Here is a 25,344-nt window from a genome sequence, read left to right as displayed (position 1 = left end):
CTATTCGTCATCCTTTTCTAGATTCTTGTTTTCTATATAGTCGTTAAATGATGGAGGTAAGCTTAATGAGTCATCCCACTCTGGCAACGAAGGCGCATCGCTAAACGGCATTAATGGAATGCCATCGGCTTGATGTTCTAACTGCTGCGCACGAATATACTGATACTTTTTCTTACTTATTTCGTTCATGGTGATGCCATCACGAATTATAGTCGGGCGAATAAATACCATTAGATTACGTTTGTTTTTGCTAGTGGTGGTAGATTTAAATAAATGACCAATAATAGGAATATCTCCTAATAAAGGCACTTTAGAAACACTTTCTTGTACGTCTTCGTCTATCAACCCTCCTAGAACAATCACGCCACCGTCATCTACAATTACAGAGGTTTTAATTTCACGTTTGTTTGTAATGATATCAACACTTGTTGCTCCGCTAAGGCTAGATACTTCTTGTTCTATTAATAACTGAACCGCATCCCCTTCGTTAATTTGCGGGGTCACTTTAAGCTTAATCCCTACCTCTTGACGATCAATTGATTGGAATGGGTTAGCGTTATTAGTGCCAGTTGTTGAACCCGTGATAATAGGCACTTCTTGACCCACAATGAAGTAAGCTTCTTCGTTATCCATAGTAGTTAGGTGAGGAGTAGCTAATATATTGGCATTGGTATCAGAGCTTACTGCTTGTAATACGGCCCCCCAGCCATCAAATACTCCGCCGACTAAAAATCCACTTACACTGCTCAATAAAGAGGCAAGTGTGGTGAAGTCACCATCTTCTGTGGTAGTAAACTCAAATGCATCGCCATCATCATTAAATTGGGTAGTGGTATTAGTAGTGTCCTGTGCTTGTTCGACGCCCACTGCCAAAGAGCCTATGCCCACTACACCATTAGAAAACTGGGTTCCACCGTAATCTTCACTGGCCCATTGTACTCCAAGGGTGGTTCCATCGCCTTCAAAGACTTCAACGATAATGGCTTCTACTTGTACCTGCGCGCGGCGAACGTCTAGTTTACGAATTACGTCTTCTAGTGAGCGCATCATGTCTGGTTCTGCAGTTATCACCAATGCGTTTGAGTCTTCGTGAGAATCTATGCTGACTTCACGATTGCTGCTGGTTTTACCCTTTGTTGCGCCCTTTTCTTCTGCTTGAATACTCGCGCTTACTCCTTGTAAAACTTTGACTAAATCTTCTGATTTTGCATAGTTAAGGAATATGACCCGGGTATTACCACTCGTTTCTAATTCTTGGTCCATTCGCTGAATTAAGTTCACGATACGCTGGCGAGCTTTAACATCTCCACTAACAATGATGCTGTTGGTTCTATCATCGGCCACCACTCTTGGGTCTGACTTACCTGAAGCATTTGCCTTACTTTGTGACTTGTTAATGCTTTCGATAATACGCACTATTTCGGTGGCTGATGCGTATTGTAATTTAACGATTTCTACTTCTTCATCACCGGCCTTATCAACACGTTCAATGATTTCTACTAACCGATTTACAACCGCAGCACGACCGGTAAGCATCATAACGTTTGATGCGTCATGGCTTACGACATTGCCGCCTCCGGCAGTGTCGTTAAGCTGGCGTAATAATGGAGCTAACTCGCGTACAGGTACATTGTATACAGGCATAACACGGGTGATCATTTCGTCACCATTGAAAGGGCTCCCTTCAACTACGGGAATATTAGAAGCTTTTGCGTCTTTGGAACGAATAACTTTAATTACTCCACTGGGCATTGATACTGCAGAGTAGCCATAAACTTGTAATACATTTAGGAAAAACTGGTAGTACTGATCCTCATTTAAGAGATCGTAACTACGTACAGTGATTTTACCTCTTACATTAGGATCAACAATAATGGTTTTTTGTAAGTTCTTGCCCACAATATTAATGAACTCACCAATATCTGTATTTTTGAAGTTTGGAGAGTAATCGGCAGCTGCCACTATGCTAGAGACTGCAAATAAGGCACCACTCATTATAGCGAGTAATACTTTTGATGCAGTTAAGCGATGGCGTTTAATAGACTTCATGTTTATTGTTCCTCTTCCCGTGCGGGTAAATCAAGGTATATGGTAATAAATTCATCTCTACGTAAAACTGTCATTTGTAAAGACTCTGATTCTCTTAATAAATTCATAGCTTCGAGGCCTTGCTGTATATCGGTTAAGTCAAGGCCATTCAGTTCGGTAATAACATCTCCAGATTTTAACCCTACCTCTTTAAATAGAGAAGATTTTTTGCCAGGGCTTACTCGATACCCTGTTAATTGGCCATCTTTTTTGTTTGGAGCGACGGCAATGTAATCTGTAAAGCTAGTCGGTTTTTGCTGTAATTCTCGTCTGGCGTCTAAGGCATCTGATGATAAAGTACGACGGTTTGATGAGCTTTTAGCGGCGGTTGGACGTGACGGCTTAGACGCAGTGCTACTAGACTGTGTATTGTAATCTACACCATCTAACATTAGGGTTTCATTAATGCCATTATTACTAATGATCACTCTATCAACATGAACTTCTTCTAGGGTGGCATTAGTGCCTTCTATTTCATCATTGACGCCGTAAGTTTGTTGTTGATTTCGACTTTCAATAATCGCCGCTCCGTTACCTTCTTCAGTGCTTGTTACTACACCCGTTAGAGTTAACTTTAAACGAGTCACAGGGGCCTCAGTTACTTTTTCTTTCTCTTTGACTGGTTTGGCGGTTAAGTCTCCAAACAAGTTGAGTCGTTTAAGTGCAGCTAAATTTAGTGTTTGTGGGCTATTCGAACGAGTCGATTTTTTCGACAAGGATACGCTTTGAGTATTGCCTTGCTCTGGGTGAGGCCATAAGCGCCAGGTTAACTCAGCCGCATAGGCCAGCAGAAATATACTCAGTAGTATAATCAACACAATATTAATTTTGTGTTGATTTTTAACTAATTGGAGCCATAGTTGATTAACGTTATAATTTGCGACTGTCATTGTCTCTCGGTAGGACGGATTAAAATGTCTAAAAGTGCTTGCTAGACTATTAGTTAAGCAAATAAGCCTTAATAATAGCGAGTAGGGGCCAGCGCTACAACTCTAATCCCTAAACGTTACAAAAAAACGATCAATTCATTATGAAAAAAAATATAGATATCCCTGCAAACGTTCGTTTAGACAAATGGTTATGGGCAGCTCGTTTTTTTAAAACGCGAGCTTTAGCTAGAGATGCGGTGCAAGCAGGTAAAGTACATTACAATGGTCAGCGCAGCAAACCTAGTAAAACTGTAGAGCTTGGTGCTTCGATAAAAGTTCCCCAAGGATTCGATTTTAAAGATGTGGTGGTACTAGCAGTCAAAGAGCAACGTCAAGGGGCTCCTGCGGCACAACTTATGTATCAAGAAACAGAAGAAAGTGAAAAGCTACGTGCAAGTAACGCCGAAGCGCGTAAACTTAGCGCTTTTCATAGTCCAAAGCCTTTAAGTCGACCTGATAAAAAGCAACGACGTCAAATTATTCAATTTAAGCAACAGTAATATTCAAGGTATATATACATGGCATTCGACCAACTTCATCGTTATTTATTTAATCAAGGGAATGTCAGAGGTGAGCTAGTACGTTTGCAGTCTAGCTATCAAGCCATTCTAGACTCATACCCTTATCCCCCAGTGATTCAAAAATTACTCGGAGAGTTGATGGCTGCCACTAGCTTATTGACTGCAACCTTAAAATTTAAGGGAGACATTGCAATTCAAGTGCAAGGCAAAGGGCCGTTAAATTATGCCGTAATAAACGGCACAGATAAGCAGCAGATGCGTGGAGTAGCTAGATGGAACGAAGAATTAACTGAGCTCCCAGAAGCGTTCAATGAGTTAGTACAAAAAGGGGTGTTAGTTATTACCATTACTCCGGAAAAGGGTGAACGCTATCAAGGAATGGTTTCTTTAGATAAACCTACTTTGGCAGAGTGTATTGAGGGGTATTTTCAACAATCTGAACAGTTAGCTACTAAGGTGATTTTACGCACACAGTTTACAGGTGCAGAGTCAAAGGCATGCGGTATGTTTTTACAGGTGTTGCCAACAAGTAGTGCCGCTACCGATCAAGATGACACCGATTTTGGGCATCTAAGCACCTTAACTGAAACCATCAAGGATGATGAGTTGTTTGCATTACCTGTTGCAGATATTTTACACCGTTTATATCACCAAGAAGATATAGAGCTATTTGACCCAACTGAGGTGATTTTTAAATGTAGTTGCAGTAAAGAGCGCAGTGCCCAAGCATTAATCAGTGTTAGCAAAGAAGAGTTATTAGATATTGTGGCCAAAGATGGCGATATTAAAATGAATTGCCAATATTGTCATGCTGAGTATCGCTTTGATGGTATTGATGTTGAAAGTATTCATGCTGGAACCTTTAGTTTACCTGTAGGGCAGAGTTAGCAAAAATGTTAGTTAAATAGCGTTTAACCTAGCAGCACTAATCGATGCAAATCATTATGTTTTTAGCATTATTTGCATCTTTTCCTAAACAGGCATGCCTAAGAAATATTGTTTTAGGCCTTCTTGTTAGTCAACATTTTTAGCTCTTGCTTTGCTAGATAGAAATCCATTTTTGACCGTAATAATTTGTATAGGAGTATTGACCCATCAATCTCTTCTTTACGGTTTGTTAAGCTTTCTATGTTTAACCCTAAAGGTAAATCGTAACTGATCACCGCGTCTAAAATTTGCTGTAAACTGTTACTACATATTCTAATTGACTCATGTAGTGGAGAGTCTGCGTTTAATATTCTTAAGCGAGTTGCTTCTGGTACACTTATTCCTAACCATTCGATAAATTCTAAGGTTTTTTCACTTCCACAGGGTGAAAAGGTAAGAATTATTCGTTGAGGTTTGATGGCAAGTTTTTGGCATTCGATAGCATATCGAGTAAGCAGGTCAATCGTTGCTTGGGGGTTATATATCGCTTGAGAAATAAAAAAGTTGCAACCTTGTTGGTGCTTTTTAATAAGACGTTGATGTTCATCCCCTTTACTCGCATGACGCTCTGCAATGGTTACTCCGCCAATAAAAAAATTATGTTGGCTGTCTACTAGGGTTTGATAAGCCTTTTCTAAGGGGAGTGAGGCTTTCATATCTTTGGAAGGGCTGCCTACTAGCACCACATCTTTTACATTATAGTTTTTCCATGCATCTTCAGCCCAGCCATTGAACGCTTCTTTGTTCGACTGGATTACACTTTTATAGGTAATTACTGGTCGGTTGGATTGCTTATTTAATAATGAAGCATACCACCTAGGATCGTGGGTAGTTTTAAAAGGGAATGGACGAGGCTTACTAATTCTCGAGCCTTCATCTTGAATGTCGTAAACAATCAAACCATCAAAATCAATGTCATTTACACGTTCAAGTAATTTGTGGGCGATGGTTTCAACTTGTTCTGCAGGCGTGTTGCTTTTAGGCGGAGTCGTGCCAATAAAATAAACGCCACGGGTGTGATCGTTATATCGAGTACGTAATTCTGACTCTTGAGCCTGCATAAATTTTTACCTTGGATTATTTCATTTAGATGTATAGCCGTCTAAATAGTTTCTACTAACTCAGCGTCGAAATAAAGTAAAAAGGTGATATTAACTAGACAATATATGTGTGATTTATATCTGAAGTAGATATAGTACTAATATCCACTTAATTTATAAGGGTACTTCACACAAGAAATAGTGATTGAACCCGTAACTTTCCCAGTGGACATTCATCTTAGGACTATATGCTAGATATAATATCAATTTTATTTGTATTGTTTGGATTAGGGTTTCTATTAGCGTCGATTAAACCCACGTACTCCATTTGTAAAGACATTGAGCATAAAGGTTGGTGTGCTTTATTTGTGTTAATTTTAGCCTTTATACTCGGTTACGTTTTCTTTTTAATTGTATTGATACTTAACCCTGTCTCTATAGTTGAGTTGGGCCTCTCGGCTATTTTAGCTGGTGGGGGAGCCTTTGTTGTTATTATTATTCAGCTAAGTTTGCACTCTATTACGACAATAAAAAATGACGCTGCGATGCGTTATTTTGAATCACGCCATGACGCATTAACAAAACTCCCCAATCGTTTGTGTTTCACAGAACAGTTGGCGAAAGCTATCACTGTAAGCAAACCTTTTGCTGTCGTCATGGTTGATCTCAATCGATTCAAAGAAGTAAATGACACATTAGGACACGCAGTTGGCGACAAGTTACTCGTTCAAATTGGGCAGCGTCTGCAAAATAGCTTGGAAGAGCCTAACATTTTGTCGCGTTTCGGGGGGGATGAATTTGCTTTGATATTGCATGATGTAGATGAAGAAACCTGTTTACACGAAACTAAGAAGCTAATGGATTCGCTAGAAGATAGTTTTGTAATTGAAGAGAACTTATTGGTTATCGATATGAGTATTGGAATTGCATTGTTTCCAAATGATGGCATTAATGGTGATGTGTTATTAAAAAATGCTGACATAGCAATGTATCTAGCTAAGCAAAACAAACAACATTTTGTACTATACGATTCGACTAAAGATACCTTGTCCCCCAAACGACTAAATATCATTTCAAAAATACAAAATGCACTGAATCATGATGAATTTGAGCTATATTTTCAGCCAATTGTTGACCCAAAAAACTTAACACTAAGAGGGTTTGAATCTCTGATTCGTTGGCCACAACCAGATGGCAGTATGATATCTCCAGGTGAATTTATCCCATTGATTGAACAGAGTCGGTTTATCGGGAAAGTTACCCGTTGGGTGATACGACATTCTATTCAGCGTATACATGCTTGGAACCAAGGAAAGCTAAGGCTTAATATCAGCGTCAATCTTTCCGCAACCGATATATTGGATAAAGAGCTGGTGCCTTACATCAAAAAATGTTTAGAAACCCACCCCGTTTCTCCAGATTTGCTCTGCTTTGAAATTACAGAAAGTGCAATTATGTTAGATGTGGATAGAGCTAAACATGTTATTGATGACCTCTTTTCTATGGGCATAACCATTGCTTTAGATGATTTCGGCACTGGCTACTCATCTTTGTCTTTATTACGGGAATTACCTGCTCAGATTATTAAAATTGATCAATCGTTTGTTATGCAGATAACCACAAATACAGGTGATTATGCGATTGTAAAGTCTATGGTAGAGTTATGTCACCGTTTGGGTAAAAAAGTGGTGGCAGAAGGGGTTGAAAGCCTAGAAGTGTTGGAAAAGCTAAACGCAGTGGGTTGTGATTTTGTACAAGGTTATTACTGTTCAAAGCCGTTGAGCTACGATGATGCATCTAGTTGGTTATCGCTTTACAAAGAGCGTGGAAATAAAGTGACTGAGTTAGGTTATAAACCACATTTTATTTAGTGTTGTATATATGTCTTAAAAATCCGAGTCTAGTTAACTGCTTTGGCAATTAATAAAGACAGTTGCCACTAGGCCTTTATCTGGGTGGTTCTTTAGCGTTACATGTCCTGAATGCATATCTACAATACGCTTGATAATGGCAAGCCCTAGCCCCGATCCTAAACTTCCCCGTGCTTTATCACCTTGCGTGAAAGGTTCGAACAAACTTTGAATACAATCATTAGGTACGCCTGGTCCAAAATCTCTTACAGAAAAATACAACTGATGATTTTTTTTATCATGGCCTGAACTTATCTCAATATTATTACTGCCATAACGAAAGGCATTTTCGATAAGATTGTCTAACACTCTTTTTAGGGCTACACGTCTAATCAAGACCTTGGGTAATGGCTTTAAATTTAACGTAATATTATGATTTTCTTCAATATTTCTCGCTTGTACTGCTTCTTTTATTAGATCATTTAAATTGCCATTTTCCATACACTCTTGCTGATCTTGACGTACATAATCGATAAACTGATCGATTATTTCGTTCATATCTTCGATGTCATGGACGATGCCTTCTTTTATCCATTCTTGATCTGTGGGTAACATTTCTGATGCTAACCTTATTCGTGTTAAAGGGGTGCGTAAATCGTGGGAAATACCAGCCGTTAATAATGCTCTGTCATCTTCTAACTGTTTAATTCCTTTGGACATTTGATTAAATGCTCGGGTTACTGCAATAAGCTCTATTGAGCCTTCTTCTTTTAAAGGTTTGGGCACCAACCCTTTACCTACTAACAAAGCGGCATCCTGTAAGGCTTGTAATGGCCGGTTAAGTCTCCTCACAAATATTAAACTGCCGCCAACACTTAGAATGCCAATCATTAATAAATATACTAGATGAGGTGAGCCGTCTCCTTGCCCTAGGCCGATCATTGGGACAGTAATCCAAATGGAAGGGTTTTGAGGAGGGTTGATCCAATATAAATAAGGCTCACCTTGGCTGATTCTTACTTGAGCTTCACCCTGCAAAATATCTGACATTTGATTAGACCAAGATTGATAATGAATGGCGTGATCTAACCCTTTTTCTACGGCTTCTTCTTGAGTGTAAATTTGCATGCCAGCCACCTCAAATAGTTGAGGCTGTAGTGCTGAGTTTTTGGAGTCTAACCCAGCGACATTTACCATTTTTATTTGGTTAGCTAGCAAATGATTGATTTGTTTGACGTTTGGGCTGACAAAATAAAAGGTGACGGACACTAAGGATACAATTTGATTAATCAGTAACAGAATGGCAATCAATAATACAGTTTGTCCAAAAGCACTTTTGGGAAGTAACTTCACAGTTTGATTACCAGATTGTTAGACATAGGGATAAATAAGTTCAAATTAGCTAGCACTGCCACCATCGGGTACAAATACGTAACCTAATCCCCACACAGTTTGAATGTATCTTGGACTGGTTGGATCCTCTTCTAACATTCGGCGTAATCTGGATACTTGCACATCAATGCTACGCTCTAATGCGCTATAATCTCGTCCCCGTGCGAGGTTCATTAATTTATCTCGTGACAATGGTTCTCTAGGGTGGGTCACTAGAGATTTAAGCACTGCAAACTCTCCACTTGTCAGTGTCATTGGGGTGTCATCGGCAAGCATTTCTCTTGTGCCCAGATTAAGTGAGTATTTACCAAAGTTTACTATTTGTTCTTCTAACGATGGTGCTCCGGGGGCTTCGGTAGTTTTTCGTCTTAATACTGCTTTAATGCGAGCCAGTAATTCTCTAGGGTTAAATGGCTTAGGTAAGTAGTCATCTGCCCCCATTTCTAAGCCAATGATTCTGTCTACTTCGTCACCTTTTGCAGTTAACATCACAATGGGTATTTGGTGCTCTTTTTGTCTAAGACGGCGGCAAATCGATAGTCCATCTTCACCTGGAAGCATTAGATCTAAGACCAATAAGTGGAAGTTCTCCCGCTCTAATAAACGGTCCATTTGTTCAGAGTTAGCGGCAACTCTTACTTGAAATCCTTGCTCAACTAGATAACGCTCTAATAAACTGCGCAGACGCATATCGTCATCAACCACTAGAATTTTTGTTGTTTCTTGTCCCATAACCTTTCCAGAAAGTGTTACATAATTAAATACACTATATGTGAAAGCCTATGAATTCAAAAGGTTGCAATCATGACTAATCACTATGGATTGTTACAAAGTTTGTCATATGGAGGTGCGTAACCCAAGTCTAAGCCGCAGAGTAATGCTAATTTAACATTCTGTAAAATGAAGGCTAACTTAAACCTCTGACTGAAACTTTGACATTTTTTGCAAAAATGTCAGCGCCTGCTTTGGATTCATATCTGCTGGGGCAAAATCTTTTTGTCCGAGTTCTTTTAACAAGGTTGCAAATTGAGTTGAGCTGGCGGCATACCCCATTTTCCATTGTGGAAAGCTTGGCTGGGTCACTTCGTCATAACTGATAATGACCACTTCATCATGTCTGGCGTCATCTGCAATATCTAAATATAACTCGTTAAGTGCTTTTCGCTCTCCTTCTAATGCTTGCAAAAAATACTGTTTGTCGTAACACAGCATGCCGCAAATATTTAGGTTGCCATTATTACTTCGAGCGGTATCTAACACATCTTTCAAATCAGCTAACGATATTTCTCGAGAGGCTCTGCTGTAATAAAGTAATCTGACTAGCTTCATATATAATCTCCTGCTTAATGTCTATTATTAACAATAACTTGCGGAACAAAAAATCTAATCTAGGCTATATACTCTAGCAGAGTTTTTAGGAACCGTGAGATGGTAGAGGCGAAAAACATAGCTGTTTTGGTGTTTAGTGTAGGTAATTTAGCGCTACATGAAAACGCATTAGGAAGTTGGTGTGACTACCAACACTATGACAGCTTTCGTCAATTTAAAAAGCAATTTAGGCACACTAAACCAGCGTTAATTGTGGCTGGCATTGGTAGCGATAAAGATGAAGCATTATGCAAAGAAGCAACTCTATTTGTGCGAAATGGCTTGGCTAATCAAGACTCTCGTATTGTTATTTTAAGGGACCCTAATTTTGGTCTAGATGAGATACATTGGATGGAATCTTTGCAGGTAAATGCTTGCTTGTCTGCAGAGCCAGAAAAGCAAACCATCAATATCACAACTCTAAAAAGAGAAATAGATACATTTCAATACATTGATAACCATAGGCGTCAACATGATGCTGAAACTGAGATGTTGATGTGTATCACTAAATTTTCTCGAAGTAATGAATCACTCACTAATTTGTTGCAAATGTTCTCCAATTCTTTATCTGCCTTATGTTACGCGTCTTGCGTATTCCATATAAAAATACTCAATGATAGCGAAGGTGAAATTGAATTCTGTGAAAGTAACGCTTTTGACATAAAGAGAGAGCTAAACATAGCGTTAGGTTTACCTAAAATTTCCCACTATTTAAAAAATGCACTAGATGAAAAGCTACCGCAAATTAATTTACTATCAGAGGATATTGACCTTGCGACTATAGAAAATAAATTGTTAGAAAAAGTTGGCAGTTACTTAACTTTCCCTATCATTGTTTACAATAAACCGCTGTATTTACTTGTTTATTTCATTCCTGAGAGTGAAATGGATAAGGTGTCGATGAAGCAAATTAATGTAATTAGTAAGGCATCTGAGCAACTCACTGTGTTGTTAGAGCGTAGGCAAGCTGAAAGTAGTTTAAAAAAGCAATATACAAGATTAAAAAGCACCTTAGTTGAATTAAAGACCACTAAGCAAGCATTACAACACCAAGAAAAAATGGCGAGTATAGGGCAGATGGCTGCGGGTATTGCTCATGAAATAAATAACCCACTGTCTTATGTCATGAGTAACTTTTCTTCTATGGATGATTACCTAGACAGTATTTTACAGTTGCAAGAATTACAGGCAGAATTTCTGAGTTCTATTGAGCAGGGGCAAGACAACAAGGTAGCCCAATTAAAAAACAATATTTCAAAATTCTCTGAAGAGGAAAATATAGCCTTTGTCCTAGAAGATATTCGCGCTGTCATCAGTGACTCTCACAGTGGCTTGAAAAGAGTCAGAGACATCATTACTGATTTGAAATCATTCACTTATAGTCAGTCCACTGAGTTAGAGGTGTGTGATTTAGTCAAAGTAGTCGAAGATACCCTAAAAGTTTTAAGTTATGACCTTGAGGGCACAATTGAAATAGATTCGACGTTAAATGAGTTACCAAAATTTATGGCTCATAATGGCTTGATGCAACAAGTGTTCATTAACTTAATTAAAAATGCCGCGCAAGCACTGTCTGAAGCGGGCACAGTTAACGCCAAAATATCTATTTTTACAGAGACAAAAGAGCAGAGTATTCGTATTGTTGTGCGAGACAATGGACCTGGCATTCCTATTGATGCTCAACAAAAGGTATTTGAACCCTTTTTCACTACAAAAACGGTGGGAGAAGGCACAGGTTTGGGGTTGTCCGTAACTTTTAACATTATTAAAAAGTTGGGAGGTGTAATTAGTTTAAACAGTAAAGAGGGAGAATTTACTGAGTTTGTTATTGTTTTTCCAATTGAAACTTGAGTTGTTTATTTTTCGCTTACCCAGTCCATTTGAAAACCAGCCCGGCGCTTTTTATCAAGTATTTCTTCTAATAGCGGCATTAAAACCAGTTCCATAGCTAGCCCCATTTTTCCACCAGGCACGACTATTGTATTGATACGTGACATGAAAGAGCCATCAATCATTTTCAGTAAAAATGGGTAATCAACATTCTTCATTTCTCGACGAAAACGCACTACGACAAAGCTTTCATCTTGACTTGGGATTTCTCTAGCGCTAAATGGGTTAGACGTGTCAACAGTCGGTACCCGTTGAAAATTAACATGTGTGCGCGAGAACTGCGGTGTAATGTAGTGAAAATAATCGTCTAAGCTACGGACAATACTACTCATGACCGCTTCACGAGAATGACCTCTGTCTGTGGTGTCTCGCACAATTTTTTGGATCCACTCTAAGTTCACTATTGGCACTGTGCCTACCAATAAGTCTACATGCTTTGCCACATTCACTTCATCATTTTTCACGCCACCATGTAAGCCTTCGTAAAAAAGCACATCGGTTTTTTCGGGTAAATCTTGCCAAGGAGTAAAGGTGCCTGGCATTTGATTAAAAGGCACTGCTTCGTCGAATGAGTGGAGATATTGTCGATGCTTACCCATACCCGTTTCGCCATATTCTTTGAATAGAGTTTCGAGCATTTCAAAATCATTAGCTTTTGGACCAAAATAACTAATATGTTTGCCTTGCTCTTGGGCTTTACGAATTTCTACTTCCATTTCTGGTCGAGTAAAACGATGAAAACTATCCCCTGCTACTACCGCAGCATTCACTGATAAATTTCTGAATATATGGCGAATTGCATTTGTGGTAGTGGTGGTACCGGCTCCAGAGGAGCCAGTAATAGCTATAATGGGATGTTTTATAGACATTCAAGATTCTAAGTAAAGAAAAGAGCATCATTTATAAGCAAGCTTGGCTGCGGGGTCAAGTACAACCTAATCCCCTTGTGATTTATTTATGATAAATATAGGCTCCAAAACTGCGGTAAATCAGCAAAAATACATAATAGTTTTAGATTTGCACTGAAATAAAAATCATACTGTATAGGTCTTCAGTGGGCAGTAGTGGTATTAATGCCATTAATATATTTTATCGTTTCAAAATAGGGTTTGTAAAATACCATGAATGTAAAACGCGGAATTCTTGTTGTCCTCATATTAAGTTTGATTGGCGCATTTTTTGTTTTCGATTTAGGGCAATATTTAACCTTAGATAGTTTAAAGGCCAATCAGCAACAGTTAGCAGAATTGATTGAAACAAATTGGTTGCAAGCATTCTTTGGGTATCTTGTTTTGTACGTCATTGTCACTGCACTAAGTTTACCAGGAGCGGCTATTTTAACACTAGGTGCTGGGGCGTTATTTGGTCTGGGATGGGGCTTAGTGTTGGCATCATTTGCTTCAACGATTGGTGCCACTCTCGCCTTTTTAGTGTCACGTTTTCTACTCAGAGAGTGGGTCAAAAATAGTTTTAGTCAAAAAATTGCAGCCATAGATGCAGGTATCGAAAAAGACGGTGCTTTTTATTTACTGAGCTTACGTTTAGTGCCTTTATTTCCATTCTTTATCATTAACTTGGTTATGGGTGTAACAAGCATTCGCACCATAACGTATTACTGGGTTAGCCAAGTCGGCATGTTAGCGGGGACTTTTGTTTTTGTTAATGCAGGTACTCAGTTAGCAAATATTGAATCTTTATCGGGTATTGTTTCACCTAATATTATCTTGTCTTTTGTGTTGTTGGGCGTATTCCCGCTTATCGCTAAGTTAATCTTAAACATTATTCAAGCTAAACGTGTTTATAAAGGTTGGGAAAAACCAAAAACTTTCGACCGTAACATGGTGGTGATTGGCGCAGGATCTGCAGGTTTAGTCACCGCATATATTGCAGCAGCAGTGAAGGCGTCGGTTACGCTTGTAGAAAAACACAAAATGGGTGGCGACTGTCTGAATACTGGTTGTGTGCCGTCTAAAAGTTTACTTCATGCAAGTAAGCTGGCCCATATGCACAAAGGTGCTGAAAAATCAGGTGTGTCTTATCAAGCACCTCAAATCGATTTTAAAGCCGTTATGGGTCAAGTGCATAATGTGATTAAATCAATTGAGCCCCATGACTCAGTAGAGCGATATGAGTCGTTAGGTGTGAATGTGGTAACGGGCAGTGCCACTATTGTGTCTCCTTGGCAGGTTGATATTCAAACCGAAGATGGTGTGCAGTCATTGACGACAAAAAACATCATTATTGCCACTGGTGCGAGTGCGTTTGTGCCGCCTATACCTGGATTGAAAGATGTCGATTATTTAACAGCCGAAAACCTCTGGAACCTAACAGAACAGCCTAAACGTTTAGTGGTATTAGGTGGCGGTCCTATAGGTAGTGAATTATCTCAAGCCTTTGGACGTTTAGGTACGCAAGTCACACAAATCGAAAAGCATGACCAGCTTTTAAGCAAAGAAGACCCAGATGCAGCAGAGCATTTGTATAAGCAGTTAATCAAGGATGGCGTAGATGTGCGTTTAAATACCACAGCTAAAGCGATTGAGAAAACAGCCGAAGGACAAGTTATTGTACTTGAAAAAGATGGTGTAGAGGAGCGCGTAGCCTTTGATAAAATATTGGTGGCTGTGGGCAGGCAAGCAAACTTAAAAGGGTTTGGTTTAGAAAAGCTTGGTATAGAAACCGACAGAACTATAGTTACCAACGAAATGCTACAAACTAAGTATCCTAATATTTTAGCCGCGGGTGATGTGGCTGGTCCTTATCAATTTACTCACACTGCGAGTCATCAGGCTTGGTATGCAGCAGTTAATGCATTATTTAGAGGGTTTAAAACCTTTAAAGTAGACTATCGAGTGATCCCTTGGGCAACGTTTACAGAGCCAGAAATTGCAACGGTTGGCTTAAACGAAACCGCTGCTAAAGAGCAGGGTGTAGCATATGATGTGAGTCGTTATGATATTGGTGGTTTAGACAGAGCGCTTGCAGACGATCATGCAAGAGGCTTTGTAAAAGTATTAACTGTGCCGGGTAAAGACAAAATTTTAGGTGCTACTATTGTTGGCGCACATGCAGGTGAGCTTTTGGCTGAATTTGTATTAGCTATGAAACATAATTTAGGCATGAACAAGTTATTGGGTACTATACATATTTACCCGACTATGGCTGAAGCAAATAAAAATGTGGCAGGGGTTTGGAAAAAAGCCAATGCACCAGAGGGCCTGTTAAAGTTTGTAGAACGTTTTCACAAGTGGAGAAGATCGTAGTGAGTCGAATTTACTTATTAACCCAAAGAGCCCTAAAAAGTTTATTTTATCTGGCAGGATTAACCATGTTATCTAATACAGCACATGGATTTGAGCACCAGCATACCGAATTTACAAGTGTGTTGCAGAAGGTTGTAGTTGTGTCTGAAGACGGTAAGCAAACTCGTGTTAACTACGCTAAGTTGAACGAGCAACCAGAAGTGCTTAATGCATATCTAGATAGCTTATCTGCTGTGACAGAACAGCAATACCAAACGTGGACTGAAGGGCAGCAGTTAAGTTTTTTGATGAATGCATATAATGGCTTCACCTTAAAGTTAATTGTTGATAATTATGACGACTTTTCTTCTGGTAAGGCTGAATCAATAAGAGATTTAGTCAGTATTTTTAAAAGCCCATGGAAGAAAAAGTTCTTTAGTCTGTTAGGGAAGAAACGCCATCTAGATGACATTGAACATAGCATGATCCGAGTGTGGTTTTCGTATCCAAGAATACATACAGCCTTAGTTTGTGCTGCTGTGAGTTGTCCGCCATTACGTAATGAAGCATTTGTAGAAGACAAGGTTATTGCCCAACTTGATGACCAAATGAAGTTGTTTTTGAGTGATGACACGCGAAATACAGTCAATTTGAAAAAAACAAAGGTCTTGCTTTCTCCGGTCTTTAAGTGGTACTCGGATGATTTTGAAAAGGGCTATCAAGGTTTTAATAAGATAGAAGATTTGATACAGGCTTATCGATTAGATATTGCGAACGATCAGCAAGAAGTTGAATTTTTAAAGACTCAAAAATTTACGGTTGACTACTTTGATTATGATTGGCGATTAAATGATATTTCGACGTTTTAGCACTAAGCTAACCGGTTTAATTTTACTGGTAAGTTTGAGCATATCTACTGTTATGGCTGAAGATTTAGTCGTTGAAACGTTAGATGAAGCGGGTGCCAAGTGGCAGCAAACCCTTAAAGTAGCAAAAGGAAAGTCGGTGTACTTTTATGCTTGGGGTGGCTCTAAAGCGGTTAACGAATATTTACGTTGGGCTAAGCGAGAAATAGCAAAGCAATACGGTGTTAGGTTAATTCATGTAAAAGTCACCGACCCAGGTGAAGCGGTGGCTCGCTTGAAAGCTGAAAACGGCCGTACTAGTGCTATTGATTTAACCTGGGTGAACGGTGAAAACTTTGCCTATTTAAAACAACATGATCATTTACTGGGTAATTTATGGTCTAGCATTCCTAATGTCGAAAATTTAGCCATAGACACCTTGCCTATTACTGTTGATTTTGGGGAGTCTATGGATGGTTATGAAGTGCCTTGGGGCATTGGCCAGTTTAATTTAATCGCTGAAGAAGCGGTGTTCTCTAATGCTCAGTTTAGTGCCAATGATTTATTAACTATCGCTCGCAATAACCCTGAAACCGTGACGTACCCCAGACCCCCTGAGTTTCATGGTTCTACCTTTTTAAAGCAGCTTTTGGTGAATTTAACCCAAGGAGATGGGCGTTTATATATTGCAGCTACTGAGGTTGCACAAAACGATTTATTACCAAAACTTTGGGCCTACTTGGATGCGTTACATCCATACTTATGGCAGCAAGGGAAGGCGTTTCCTACATCGTCTTCAGAGCAGCTTTTGTTATATCAACAAAAGAGTCTGTCTATGGCAGTGTCTTTTAACCCTAATCAGTGGATAAAAGAAAAAACCACCAAGCAGATACCAGATTCAAGTGTTAGGCGCTCGTTTAGCGATGGCGCGATTACTAACAGCCATAACCTTGCCATTCCCAAGTTTTCGCCTAATCCAGAAGCTGCAAAAGTCGTGATTAACTTTATGTTAAGCGAATTAGCACAAAAGCGAAAGTTTGCGGGTGAATGGGGCGACCCATCAGTGCTCAAATCTTTGCTTGATAGCCGTTCGTCATTACCTGCCCACCCAGAGCCTCATAGTTCGTGGCAGCTAATTATTGAGGATGCATGGCAACAACGTTACGGCGGTTAAGTCGAGTATTAGGCTGGTGGCTTATTATATGTATTGCCAGTTTACCTGTGTGGGGTATTTTATTTGGACTTTGGCCTGATGAAGACACCTCTATTGCTGACCTTTCAAGGTTACTCGCTTATCAAGGGTTAGGGTTATCACTTTGGCAGAGCATGCTTAGTGCACTGTTTAGCAGTCTTTTGTCTTTGTATCTGGCTTTTTTAATTTACAGCCAATACCAGTCTCATTCAAAAGTCGGCGGCCGATGGCTTGAAAAATATCTCTCGCCGTTACTGTCGTTACCTCACTTAGCTATTGCACTGGGGTTAGTTTTTTTATTTAGCGAATCAGGTGTATTTTTTGTAAATGGTGATATTGGTTTGCCTCGCAAAGGGCTCTCTACCTTTATCATGGCCATTATCATAAAAGAAGTGCCATTCTTTCTGCTTATTTTGATTGCTGTGGGGCGTCAACTTCCCTTGCACGGCTGGTTATTGCAAGGACGTGCTCTAGGCTACGATACAAGCACAAGCTGGTGGTTGTTGGTTTTCCCAAATATATTAAAACATATGCGTTTAGCGTTACTCGCCGCCTCTGCCTATACCTTGTCTGTGGTCGATATGAATTTACTGGTTGGCCCGAATATTCCTGAACTGTTTGCCGTGTCTGTGTATCGCTGGCAAGGCAGTTTTAGTGAGGGTGATCAAGCCTTAGGATTTTGGGCTAATTTACTCTTGTTAGTACTGTTGGGTGTATCCATTATTTTTTTATACTGCCACGAAAAACTGGTCATCAAAGTATTACAGCATTGGGCGGTTTTGGGACGACGCATTCGTTTAGGTTTTGTAGATACTCTAGGCCGTGTCTGGCTGCCTGCTTCAGGGTTATTAATTTTGCTTATGGTGCTGGTGTTTACTCTTTGGTCTTTGGGGTTCAATTGGCACAGCGATACCTTTAGTTTACGTAATTTGAATACTCAGTTATGGCAAGACGAATGGTTGTTTGTTGCTTTACCTCTTCAAAATGCCCTACTCATTGGAGTAAGCGCTGCAATACTGGGTATTCTGTTTACTTTGTTAGCCCTTGAATTACAGCGACAAAAGGGCCGTTATTTACCAGACTACATTTGGTTATTAGGTATTTTACTACCGCAACTGAGCATGGTGCTGGGGTGGCAGGTGTCGCATATTTGGTTAGAAGGTGGATATCATAGTGGCTGGGTTGTCTTTGCCCATTTACCTTTTACCTTTGGTTATGCTTATTTGGTATTGAAAGGGCCGTTTCAATCAATTGACGCTAACTATGAGTTAATAGCGGCAAGCTTTGGATATTCGCCTTGGCAACGCTGGTGGAAAATACGTTTTAGACTATTATTACCAGCTATTTTGTCAGCGTTTGCTATTGCCTTTGCGGTAAGTATTGCCCAGTACATACCTACACTAATGATAGGGGCCGGTCGAGTCACTACTATAACAACAGAGGCCGTTGCTATTGGCACAGGCAGCCAACAAGATGTGGCTGCACTTTATATTTTGTTGCAATCTTTATTGCCTTTGGCAGCTTTTATAATGGCTGCACTCTTGTCTAGTAGGATTGCAGGGCCAAAACATTCAACATTGGGAATTTCTAGATGTTAAGTATTAAAAATTGCCTAATTGAAAGTGAAACCTGGCAAATCAAGTTTCCAGATATCCAACTAGACCTAGATGATTTATTAGTAATTATTGGCCCTAGTGGTATTGGAAAGTCTACATTTTTACATTGGTTGTTAGGTAATCAACCTAAACATGTAAACATCAGCGGGCAGATTTTTATTGATGGGCAAGATGTTAGTCAACTTACTGTAGAAAATCGCCATATTGGGTTACTTATGCAAGACGTTTTTTTATTTCCTCATTTAAGTGTTGAGGATAATATTAGTTTTGCTTTACCTAAAAGCCCTGATTTTCATTCAAAAAAGCAGCGCCGTACTAAATCTCACAGTATGCTTGAGCAAATTAATTTAGAACATCTCAGTAAGCGTTACCCACAATCTTTAAGTGGTGGAGAGCGCTCCCGGGTTGGCCTAGTGAGAGCGCTAGCGAATCAACCTAAAATAATGTTGCTCGACGAGCCTTTTGCTGCTCTTGATCCAAGTAATAGAGAAAAAATTGGAAAATGGACGTTTCAACAATTAGCACATCAAGCTATTCCTAGCATAATGGTGACCCACGATCTTAACGATATACCTACCTCTGCTAAACAACTTAATTTGGCTGACTATTACCAGTCAAAAGACACACAATAGAGTAACGACTTTATGATAGATCCATTGTTAAATAAACTGCTAAGGCCACCCTTAGCGTTAGTGGTTAAACCTTTAATTGCCTCGGGTATCACCGCAAATCAGGTAACAGTAGCTGGGTTTATTTTAGGTATGTTAGCTGTGCCAGCGATTATTTCTGAGTATTTTACATTGGCTCTAACTTTGATTTTAATTAATCGAATTTGTGATGGATTAGACGGAGCAATAGCAAGGCAAACTGAAGCCACCGATGCTGGAGGCTTTTTAGATATCAGCTTAGACTTTATATTCTACTCGGCCATTGTGTTTGCTTTTGTGGTGAGTCACCCTGAGCAAAATGCCATTGCAGGTTGCTTCTTAATGCTTTCGTTTACGGCTACTGGCAGCTGCTTTTTGGCGTTTGCTTCAATGGCTTGTAAATACGATATGCAAAATCCTGAGTACCCTAACAAAAGCCTCCATTACATGGGTGGCCTAGCAGAAGGTTTCGAAACCATAGTCGTGCTGTGTTTGTTTTGTATTTTCCCTCAATTTTTTGTCCCTATTGCGACTGTCTATGCCGCCATGTGCTGGGTAACCACAGGGGTGAGAATAGTCACTGGGTATAAAACACTTAAGAAAGTTCACTTAACTGAATCAAATTGAGTGTATTGATTGAAACTGGCAGCCGAGTTATTTTCAACTTTCTAAGCTTATCCCAACCCATATATTATGTGCGCTGGTTTTACGTTATTTAAAAGAGAAGTAGTTTTGAGTCATAGCTTTCCCAGATTGTTCCTTCTTATGTGTTTGCTAACTGCTTGCGAGCGGAGGCAGTTTAAAGACTATGTGACACTGGCTTATGGTCTGCCTGATAAAAGCGTTGAATACCAAGGGTCAGTTAAGCGGGATGCTAAAGAATTAAATGGTGAGCAACTCTATAACCGTGCTCTTACGTTATGGGATGTTCCCTATCGCGAATTAAGCTTGCCTACTACAAATGGTAATGCCCATGTTTTAGTTTCAGGGCCAGTGGATGGTAAATCCATTGTTTTACTCCACGGAATGAGCGTAGATTCTACTATGTGGTACCCCAATATCAAGGCGTTGTCAGAGCGCTATAGGGTCTATGCAATTGACGATATTTGGGGCGCAGGTAAATCCAAACCTAGCCATAAAAATACAGACATAAAGGCCCTAGTTACTTGGTATTTTGAAGTGTTTGAGCTACTTAAATTGCAACAAATAAACTTAGTCGGAGCATCACAGGGAGGCTGGATTGCCACAAACTTAGCTCTTAGTCATCCAGAACGATTTGATAGTTTAATTTTACTTAGCCCTGCTCAAACTATCACTTGGCTTGAACCGAGTTTAGATATTCTTGCCAATATGTGGTTTAAATTAAATCCTGACCGCGATGGGCTTCGGGCTAATTTAAAAACTTTGTATAGTCGTGTAGGTAATATCGATATTCTGTATAAGGATCGATTTTTTAGTAACATTAAAAACGAACCAAGATCGCCAATCCTCATGGATATGGAGCCTTTTAGTGAGGCAGAATTGTTAACCTTAACTATGCCAATATTATTTTTAGTAGGCGATGATGACTTGGTTAACGACATAGACACTGTAAAGCAAGCCAATAAAATACTGCCAAATGTTCAAGCCGAACTAATTAACGAAAGTGGCCATTTTATTAACGCTGACCAAGCAGGTTTAGTAAATAAAAAGATCCAAATCTTTTTAAAGAATAGCACTTAATAACTGGGATTCGTATCTAGCTATAGTCTCTATCCGTATATATGCAAAATATCGCATTTTCATATGGGTATCTTTTAGAATTCAGAAAATTCCTATTCATTGCAATAACTTAGTTTATAAGCCTAAATTAGATTATCTCGATGTATCAGGTAAAGAGTAAATTAAAGTAGTTAACGAGTTTTGGGTTGTTTCAAAAAGAATAGAGCCTATATATCCAACTTCAGCTGTAAAGAATAATATATCAGGCTGTGTAGATTTAATTGTTGGAATTGACCAAAATGGAAATGGCAGTCTACAAATCATAATGCTGAAAACCAGCCAGTTCTAACTTCTATTCGCATGGATTTTAAAACTAGCAAAAACCTTATTGAACCGGAATACTTAGCAAACTGCCCTAAGCGCGAAGTCTAGCCCTAATAAGAGCCTATACTCGCTCGCAAACTAGCCTTTTATGCGGTGTTATAGATTTATTAAGGATGAATTATGAGATCAATATTTTTAATGTTTTTGCTTTGCCTTTCTGCGTGTTCACCAAAAACTAGAGATCTAGCATCTTTGGCAAGTCAGCAATTAAGAGAAAGCAACGAAAGAGAAGAGTCTTGGTTGCATGACGGTAAACTGCATTTTTCCACTGCATTAGAGTGGCAAAAAGCTTCTTTTCAAAATAAGCGCGCTACTTCTTCAGACTTCCTATTGGCGCTTAATGCACAAGGGCGTCTGGCCATAGATATTTCTGCTAACGAAAGCTTAAAAACTCATAGCGAAGAGCTTGCTCGTAAAATTAACAAGGAATTCGAAATTATTGGTCCGGCAGTTGATAATAGAGAGAAGTTCGAGAACCAAAAGGTTAATGACGCGGCAGTATTAATAGCATCTCAAAGTGGTTGGCTTAAAAACGTTATGTGAATGGAGTCATAATTATCATCTGTACCTAAAAACAAAGAGCAGTTACAAAATTCGATTTCGGTAGCTTTAGATAAGATATTAGCAGACTACTCGTCAATTCTTTCTGAAGGTTCACGAAAAGTAGGTCTGGTCGGTAATATCAAAGGTACTGAGATTAGTGTTAGTGATACTGTCGCTTATCTCATAGGTTGGGGCGAGTTAGTTTTAAAATGGTACCAATTGAAGTCTAATAACAAACCTGTTTGCTTTCCTGAAACTGGATATAAATGGAAGGAGTTAGGTCAATTGGCCCAACACTTTTTACCTACAATACAGTGATTGGTCTTATGATGACCTTATTACTAAATTTACTGTTACTACTTCTAATATTTTGACATTAATAGAGTCTTTAGATGATCAAAAACTCTATGGTGAAAATTGGTATGAAAAATACACATTAGGCAAAATGATTCAATTTAATACATCATTCACCAATGATTAATATGCGTGGAAAAGTAAGAAAGTATAAAAAGTTAAACAATATTAAATAGAAAGCTTTGTGGAACAAGGGCTGAGTTTGTAGCTCTTAAGTTATTTTATTGATTACAGAAAGTGAGAACAAACAGATAGAATGATAAATAGAAGGAGCAGAGTCACACCCTGCTCCTAGATATTTCAACAATTTATCTTAAATGTTCGTCGAAAAAATCCTTCATCAATTTCATCGCATTAATACGATTTGTGGCATCGTCTAAATAATGAGTACCGTATTCAAATTCTTTGTAGGTAACGTCAACGTCCTCTGATTTTAACTGGTCGTACATCGAACTAGACTGACGGTAACTAACCCGAGTGTCCTTTTTGCCGTGTATAAGTAGTACAGGCTGCTTAAATTTATCAGCGTGGTAGTAAGGTGAAACCGCCTTAATATCGGTGTCATCATCACTTACCGCATTATCAATATAATCAAAATAGCCTAATCTTCGCCACATGGTCATTTGATTATTTAAGTCTGAAACACCTGCAATACTAACAATACAATCAAATAACTTGGGGGTTTGGTAACCGGCCACTAAAGCCGCGTAGCCACCATAACTGGCACCGGCTATACAGGCTTTATCTTTATGTACTAATTCCGTTGCTAATAACCAGTCGTAAGCATCTAATAGGTCAGTTTGCATGGCTTTGCCCCATTGATGGTAGCCACTTGTCATGTATTTATTACCGTAACCCGTTGAGCCGCGGAAATTAACTTGCAACACTGCATACCCTTCATTTGCCATCATTTGTACGTAGGGGTCAAAATATTGATAATCTCTGGCATATGGCCCTCCGTGAGGAAATACAATAACAGGGGGCTTTTCGACACCAACGGGTAAAGTGATGTACCCATAAATTTCCATACCATCTCTAGCATTGAAAGTGATGGGAGTAACATTGGCTAGGGATTTTCCTTCAAGATAAGGAAACTGACTAAACCAAAGAGCTAAACTTTTTTTAGTCTTATCAAATAAGTAATATTTTACTGGACTCGTGTCACTCAAGGCAGAAATGATGTAGCGGTTTTCGTCCAGGCTATAATCATAAATGTTACTTTGCAGGCCACTTTTAGACAGTAATTGTGCCAATTGCTCACCGATGTTTTTTTGCTCTGAGTCCCAATAAACACGGCGAACAAAGTTATCGACATAGGAATAGCCAATGACATTCATTTCAGTGTGGCTGGGCTTAAAGATGACATTGGTAATATCAAATTTTCCAGGCGCCTCTGCTACAAGTTCAGAAAATTGATTTTTTTCAATGTCGAATCGCCATAAGGCGGTTTTATTTAATTGATGATCAGATAATAACAACAGAGAATTGGTTTCTTTTTCATACATGATGGGGTCGAAGGTTTCTGATTCAAAAGGGGTGTACTGCTTGATCAGCTTCCAATCAGCCTCTTGATTTTCTCTGACGTAAACGTATTTTGTTTCGTTGCGAGCCCTATCACTACCGCCAATTGCCAGTAATATTTCACCATTTTTATCGGTTATCCAATTGGTGATCCTGTTGCTATTAGCAATATGCTTCTCAAACTTTCCATCATTCACATTCACTTTGTAAACGGAAGCGTAGTTGCCATCCCTTGAGTCTCTGGTGGTAACCAAAATGTGATCTGCGTCATTAGGTAAAATATTTAGTAAATTGGGACTGTTATAATAAAAGTCTAATTCGGTCGTTTGGGTGCTAACTCGGGCGTTGGTTGAACGGCGCATTTCAAATACGTTTTTACCCTCAATATCTGCAGAATATAAATGGGTCGTTCTTAATTTTAAGCCATTAAATTCATAAGGTTGACTGACGTTAATCAGTAACTTTTTGTCATTTGCCCAATCAATACGCTCGATTCGATATTTTTCACTTCCCAAAGTAACCAATGCTTTAAGATCTTGTGAACCAAAAGGCATAACTACTACTTGGGTGTTGCTGTTACTGTTATAAATACCCGCTAACTGTTCACCGTTTGGTGAAATAATAGGTTGTTGCAGCATAGGCATTTGGTTGAAATATTCTATTGGTAGTGGTTCAGCATGTAATGAGCTGATTGGCAGAAGTAAAATTAATGCGATGATAAACTTGTTGTACATATCCTTTGAAATTCTCCGTATTATCATTTTTATTTAGGTGTGTTTTTATACAATCTATTGATAATAAAAACTTAATCAATCTTGTGGGCATACGATACTATCGGCAACGTTTAATTGACAATTTTATGGGAATATACGTGAAAATTCTTAATAAATACAGTTGCTTTTGGCGAATGGTTACTGTCAACATTGTTATTTATCTAGGCAAGTTTGGGAGATTAAAAAGTTGAATCAGTTAACTCCAAAATCTATTGGGTGCCCCTATTGTGGTGAAACCATCAAAGTTTTACTCGATGCATCTGATGTAGCCGAACAGTATATCGAAGACTGTCAAGTGTGCTGTAGACCAATTAACTTTTTGGTGTATGAAACCATGGATGGCGAGCTAGATGTTAATGTGTATAGTGAAGATGATGTGTTGATCTTCACCCGATAAAATGGACACCTTCCACGTTTCAAATAACTGCCGATTCAAACTCAGCAGGTGATTTATATCCTAAACTCGAATGCAATCTCTGTCTATTGTAAAAATAGTTTAGGTAACCCTTTAATTTTGAATG

22 protein-coding genes and 1 pseudogene are annotated in these 25,344 nt (G+C 39.1%); 14 read left to right on the top strand and 9 right to left on the bottom strand.

Features of this window, described 5'->3' with window-relative positions; all coding sequences use genetic code 11:
* Positions 1–1,995, bottom strand: coding sequence for a type II secretion system secretin GspD (gspD, locus tag ABJD71_RS10100; RefSeq protein WP_348168501.1), 1,995 nt, complete (start codon positions 1,993–1,995; stop codon positions 1–3).
* Between the two features lie 56 nt (positions 1,996–2,051).
* Complete coding sequence (gene gspC, locus ABJD71_RS10095; protein WP_348168318.1) at positions 2,052–2,978, bottom strand: type II secretion system protein GspC; 927 nt, start codon at positions 2,976–2,978, stop codon at positions 2,052–2,054.
* A 140-nt stretch (positions 2,979–3,118) separates the two neighbouring features.
* On the opposite strand from gspC, the gene hslR reads away from it, so the two are divergent.
* Positions 3,119–3,517 carry a ribosome-associated heat shock protein Hsp15 gene (gene hslR, locus ABJD71_RS10090; protein WP_348168315.1) on the top strand — a complete coding sequence of 133 codons (399 nt, stop codon included), beginning with the start codon at positions 3,119–3,121 and terminating at the stop codon, positions 3,515–3,517.
* Between the two features lie 18 nt (positions 3,518–3,535).
* Positions 3,536–4,426 (top strand): Hsp33 family molecular chaperone HslO, encoded by an 891-nt coding sequence (gene hslO, locus ABJD71_RS10085; protein WP_348168312.1) that lies wholly within the window; start codon positions 3,536–3,538, stop codon positions 4,424–4,426.
* 113 nt (positions 4,427–4,539) lie between these two features.
* On the opposite strand, the gene ABJD71_RS10080 is transcribed toward hslO, so the two are convergent.
* Positions 4,540–5,526 carry a hypothetical protein gene (locus tag ABJD71_RS10080; RefSeq protein WP_348168309.1) on the bottom strand — a complete coding sequence of 329 codons (987 nt, stop codon included), beginning with the start codon at positions 5,524–5,526 and terminating at the stop codon, positions 4,540–4,542.
* 227 nt (positions 5,527–5,753) lie between these two features.
* On the opposite strand from ABJD71_RS10080, the gene ABJD71_RS10075 reads away from it, so the two are divergent.
* Positions 5,754–7,376, top strand: a complete 1,623-nt coding sequence (locus tag ABJD71_RS10075) for a bifunctional diguanylate cyclase/phosphodiesterase (RefSeq protein ID WP_348168306.1) — start codon at positions 5,754–5,756, stop codon at positions 7,374–7,376.
* A 33-nt stretch (positions 7,377–7,409) separates the two neighbouring features.
* Here the strand turns inward: ABJD71_RS10075 and envZ are convergent, their stop codons facing one another.
* The 3 genes from envZ to ABJD71_RS10060 form a co-directional block, all read right to left on the bottom strand.
* Complete coding sequence (gene envZ, locus ABJD71_RS10070) at positions 7,410–8,708, bottom strand: two-component system sensor histidine kinase EnvZ (protein ID WP_348168303.1); 1,299 nt, start codon at positions 8,706–8,708, stop codon at positions 7,410–7,412.
* A 45-nt stretch (positions 8,709–8,753) separates the two neighbouring features.
* Complete coding sequence (gene ompR / locus ABJD71_RS10065) at positions 8,754–9,479, bottom strand: two-component system response regulator OmpR (RefSeq protein ID WP_348168300.1); 726 nt, start codon at positions 9,477–9,479, stop codon at positions 8,754–8,756.
* A 180-nt stretch (positions 9,480–9,659) separates the two neighbouring features.
* Entirely contained in the window at positions 9,660–10,076 is a 417-nt protein-coding gene (locus tag ABJD71_RS10060) for a BLUF domain-containing protein (protein ID WP_348168297.1), read from the bottom strand.
* Positions 10,077–10,175: 99 nt separating this feature from the next.
* Here ABJD71_RS10060 and ABJD71_RS10055 point away from each other — a divergent pair, with 99 nt between their 5' ends.
* The gene (locus ABJD71_RS10055; protein WP_348168294.1) at positions 10,176–11,966 is read left to right on the top strand and encodes an ATP-binding protein; all 1,791 of its coding nucleotides are present in this window, start codon (positions 10,176–10,178) and stop codon (positions 11,964–11,966) included.
* 5 nt (positions 11,967–11,971) lie between these two features.
* On the opposite strand, the gene ABJD71_RS10050 is transcribed toward ABJD71_RS10055, so the two are convergent.
* On the bottom strand, positions 11,972–12,874 hold the full coding sequence (locus ABJD71_RS10050; protein ID WP_348168291.1) for a phosphoribulokinase: 903 nt from the start codon (positions 12,872–12,874) through the stop codon (positions 11,972–11,974).
* A gap of 252 nt (positions 12,875–13,126) precedes the next feature.
* On the opposite strand from ABJD71_RS10050, the gene ABJD71_RS10045 reads away from it, so the two are divergent.
* The 9 genes and pseudogenes from ABJD71_RS10045 (at position 13,127) to ABJD71_RS10005 (ending at position 22,705) form a co-directional block, all read left to right on the top strand.
* Positions 13,127–15,268 (top strand): FAD-dependent oxidoreductase, encoded by a 2,142-nt coding sequence (locus tag ABJD71_RS10045; RefSeq protein ID WP_348168288.1) that lies wholly within the window; start codon positions 13,127–13,129, stop codon positions 15,266–15,268.
* A gap of 65 nt (positions 15,269–15,333) precedes the next feature.
* A complete protein-coding gene (locus ABJD71_RS10040; protein ID WP_348168285.1) occupies positions 15,334–16,116 on the top strand; it encodes a DUF547 domain-containing protein in 783 nt (260 codons plus the stop codon).
* A gap of 52 nt (positions 16,117–16,168) precedes the next feature.
* Positions 16,169–17,266 (top strand): ABC transporter substrate-binding protein, encoded by a 1,098-nt coding sequence (locus ABJD71_RS10035; protein WP_348168498.1) that lies wholly within the window; start codon positions 16,169–16,171, stop codon positions 17,264–17,266.
* Positions 17,242–18,882: an ABC transporter permease subunit gene (locus tag ABJD71_RS10030; protein WP_348168282.1), complete on the top strand. Its 1,641-nt coding sequence runs from the start codon at positions 17,242–17,244 to the stop codon at positions 18,880–18,882. The genes ABJD71_RS10035 and ABJD71_RS10030 overlap by 25 nt, the downstream gene beginning before the upstream one ends.
* Entirely contained in the window at positions 18,876–19,532 is a 657-nt protein-coding gene (locus tag ABJD71_RS10025) for an ATP-binding cassette domain-containing protein (protein ID WP_348168279.1), read from the top strand. Before ABJD71_RS10030 ends, ABJD71_RS10025 begins: the two co-directional genes overlap by 7 nt.
* A 12-nt stretch (positions 19,533–19,544) precedes the next feature.
* Complete coding sequence (locus ABJD71_RS10020) at positions 19,545–20,174, top strand: CDP-alcohol phosphatidyltransferase family protein (RefSeq protein ID WP_348168276.1); 630 nt, start codon at positions 19,545–19,547, stop codon at positions 20,172–20,174.
* Positions 20,175–20,279: 105 nt separating this feature from the next.
* The gene (locus ABJD71_RS10015) at positions 20,280–21,269 is read left to right on the top strand and encodes an alpha/beta hydrolase (RefSeq protein ID WP_348168273.1); all 990 of its coding nucleotides are present in this window, start codon (positions 20,280–20,282) and stop codon (positions 21,267–21,269) included.
* Between the two features lie 483 nt (positions 21,270–21,752).
* Entirely contained in the window at positions 21,753–22,175 is a 423-nt protein-coding gene (locus ABJD71_RS10010; RefSeq protein ID WP_348168270.1) for a hypothetical protein, read from the top strand.
* A 54-nt stretch (positions 22,176–22,229) separates the two neighbouring features.
* Positions 22,230–22,705 (top strand): annotated as a pseudogene (locus ABJD71_RS10005) (ClbS/DfsB family four-helix bundle protein).
* A 132-nt stretch (positions 22,706–22,837) separates the two neighbouring features.
* On the opposite strand, the gene ABJD71_RS10000 reads toward ABJD71_RS10005, so the two are convergent.
* The gene (locus tag ABJD71_RS10000) at positions 22,838–24,784 is read right to left on the bottom strand and encodes an alpha/beta fold hydrolase (protein WP_348168267.1); all 1,947 of its coding nucleotides are present in this window, start codon (positions 24,782–24,784) and stop codon (positions 22,838–22,840) included.
* A gap of 226 nt (positions 24,785–25,010) precedes the next feature.
* Here ABJD71_RS10000 and ABJD71_RS09995 point away from each other — a divergent pair, with 226 nt between their 5' ends.
* A complete protein-coding gene (locus tag ABJD71_RS09995; protein WP_348168264.1) occupies positions 25,011–25,220 on the top strand; it encodes a CPXCG motif-containing cysteine-rich protein in 210 nt (69 codons plus the stop codon).
* 19 nt (positions 25,221–25,239) lie between these two features.
* On the opposite strand, the gene ABJD71_RS09990 is transcribed toward ABJD71_RS09995, so the two are convergent.
* Positions 25,240–25,344: IS3 family transposase (locus ABJD71_RS09990; RefSeq protein ID WP_348165344.1), on the bottom strand; the 105-nt coding region annotated here is incomplete at its 5' end.

Source organism: Paraglaciecola sp., from assembly GCF_039943935.1.
Lineage (GTDB): Bacteria > Pseudomonadota > Gammaproteobacteria > Enterobacterales > Alteromonadaceae > Paraglaciecola.
The sequence above is the reverse complement of the archived record's forward strand: the minus strand, read 5'-3'. Positions and strand labels throughout refer to the sequence as shown.

Coding starts and splice junctions, on each gene's coding strand:
- gspD (WP_348168501.1), bottom strand. CDS start 1,995: ATGAGTGGTGCCTTATTTGCAGTCTCTAGCATAGTGGCAGCTGCCGAT.
- gspC (WP_348168318.1), bottom strand. CDS start 2,978: ATGACAGTCGCAAATTATAACGTTAATCAACTATGGCTCCAATTAGTT.
- hslR (WP_348168315.1), top strand. CDS start 3,119: ATGAAAAAAAATATAGATATCCCTGCAAACGTTCGTTTAGACAAATGG.
- hslO (WP_348168312.1), top strand. CDS start 3,536: ATGGCATTCGACCAACTTCATCGTTATTTATTTAATCAAGGGAATGTC.
- ABJD71_RS10080 (WP_348168309.1), bottom strand. CDS start 5,526: ATGCAGGCTCAAGAGTCAGAATTACGTACTCGATATAACGATCACACC.
- ABJD71_RS10075 (WP_348168306.1), top strand. CDS start 5,754: ATGCTAGATATAATATCAATTTTATTTGTATTGTTTGGATTAGGGTTT.
- ompR (WP_348168300.1), bottom strand. CDS start 9,479: ATGGGACAAGAAACAACAAAAATTCTAGTGGTTGATGACGATATGCGT.
- ABJD71_RS10060 (WP_348168297.1), bottom strand. CDS start 10,076: ATGAAGCTAGTCAGATTACTTTATTACAGCAGAGCCTCTCGAGAAATA.
- ABJD71_RS10055 (WP_348168294.1), top strand. CDS start 10,176: ATGGTAGAGGCGAAAAACATAGCTGTTTTGGTGTTTAGTGTAGGTAAT.
- ABJD71_RS10050 (WP_348168291.1), bottom strand. CDS start 12,874: ATGTCTATAAAACATCCCATTATAGCTATTACTGGCTCCTCTGGAGCC.
- ABJD71_RS10045 (WP_348168288.1), top strand. CDS start 13,127: ATGAATGTAAAACGCGGAATTCTTGTTGTCCTCATATTAAGTTTGATT.
- ABJD71_RS10040 (WP_348168285.1), top strand. CDS start 15,334: ATGTTATCTAATACAGCACATGGATTTGAGCACCAGCATACCGAATTT.
- ABJD71_RS10035 (WP_348168498.1), top strand. CDS start 16,169: ATGGCTGAAGATTTAGTCGTTGAAACGTTAGATGAAGCGGGTGCCAAG.
- ABJD71_RS10030 (WP_348168282.1), top strand. CDS start 17,242: ATGGCAACAACGTTACGGCGGTTAAGTCGAGTATTAGGCTGGTGGCTT.
- ABJD71_RS10025 (WP_348168279.1), top strand. CDS start 18,876: ATGTTAAGTATTAAAAATTGCCTAATTGAAAGTGAAACCTGGCAAATC.
- ABJD71_RS10020 (WP_348168276.1), top strand. CDS start 19,545: ATGATAGATCCATTGTTAAATAAACTGCTAAGGCCACCCTTAGCGTTA.
- ABJD71_RS10010 (WP_348168270.1), top strand. CDS start 21,753: ATGAGATCAATATTTTTAATGTTTTTGCTTTGCCTTTCTGCGTGTTCA.
- ABJD71_RS10000 (WP_348168267.1), bottom strand. CDS start 24,784: ATGTACAACAAGTTTATCATCGCATTAATTTTACTTCTGCCAATCAGC.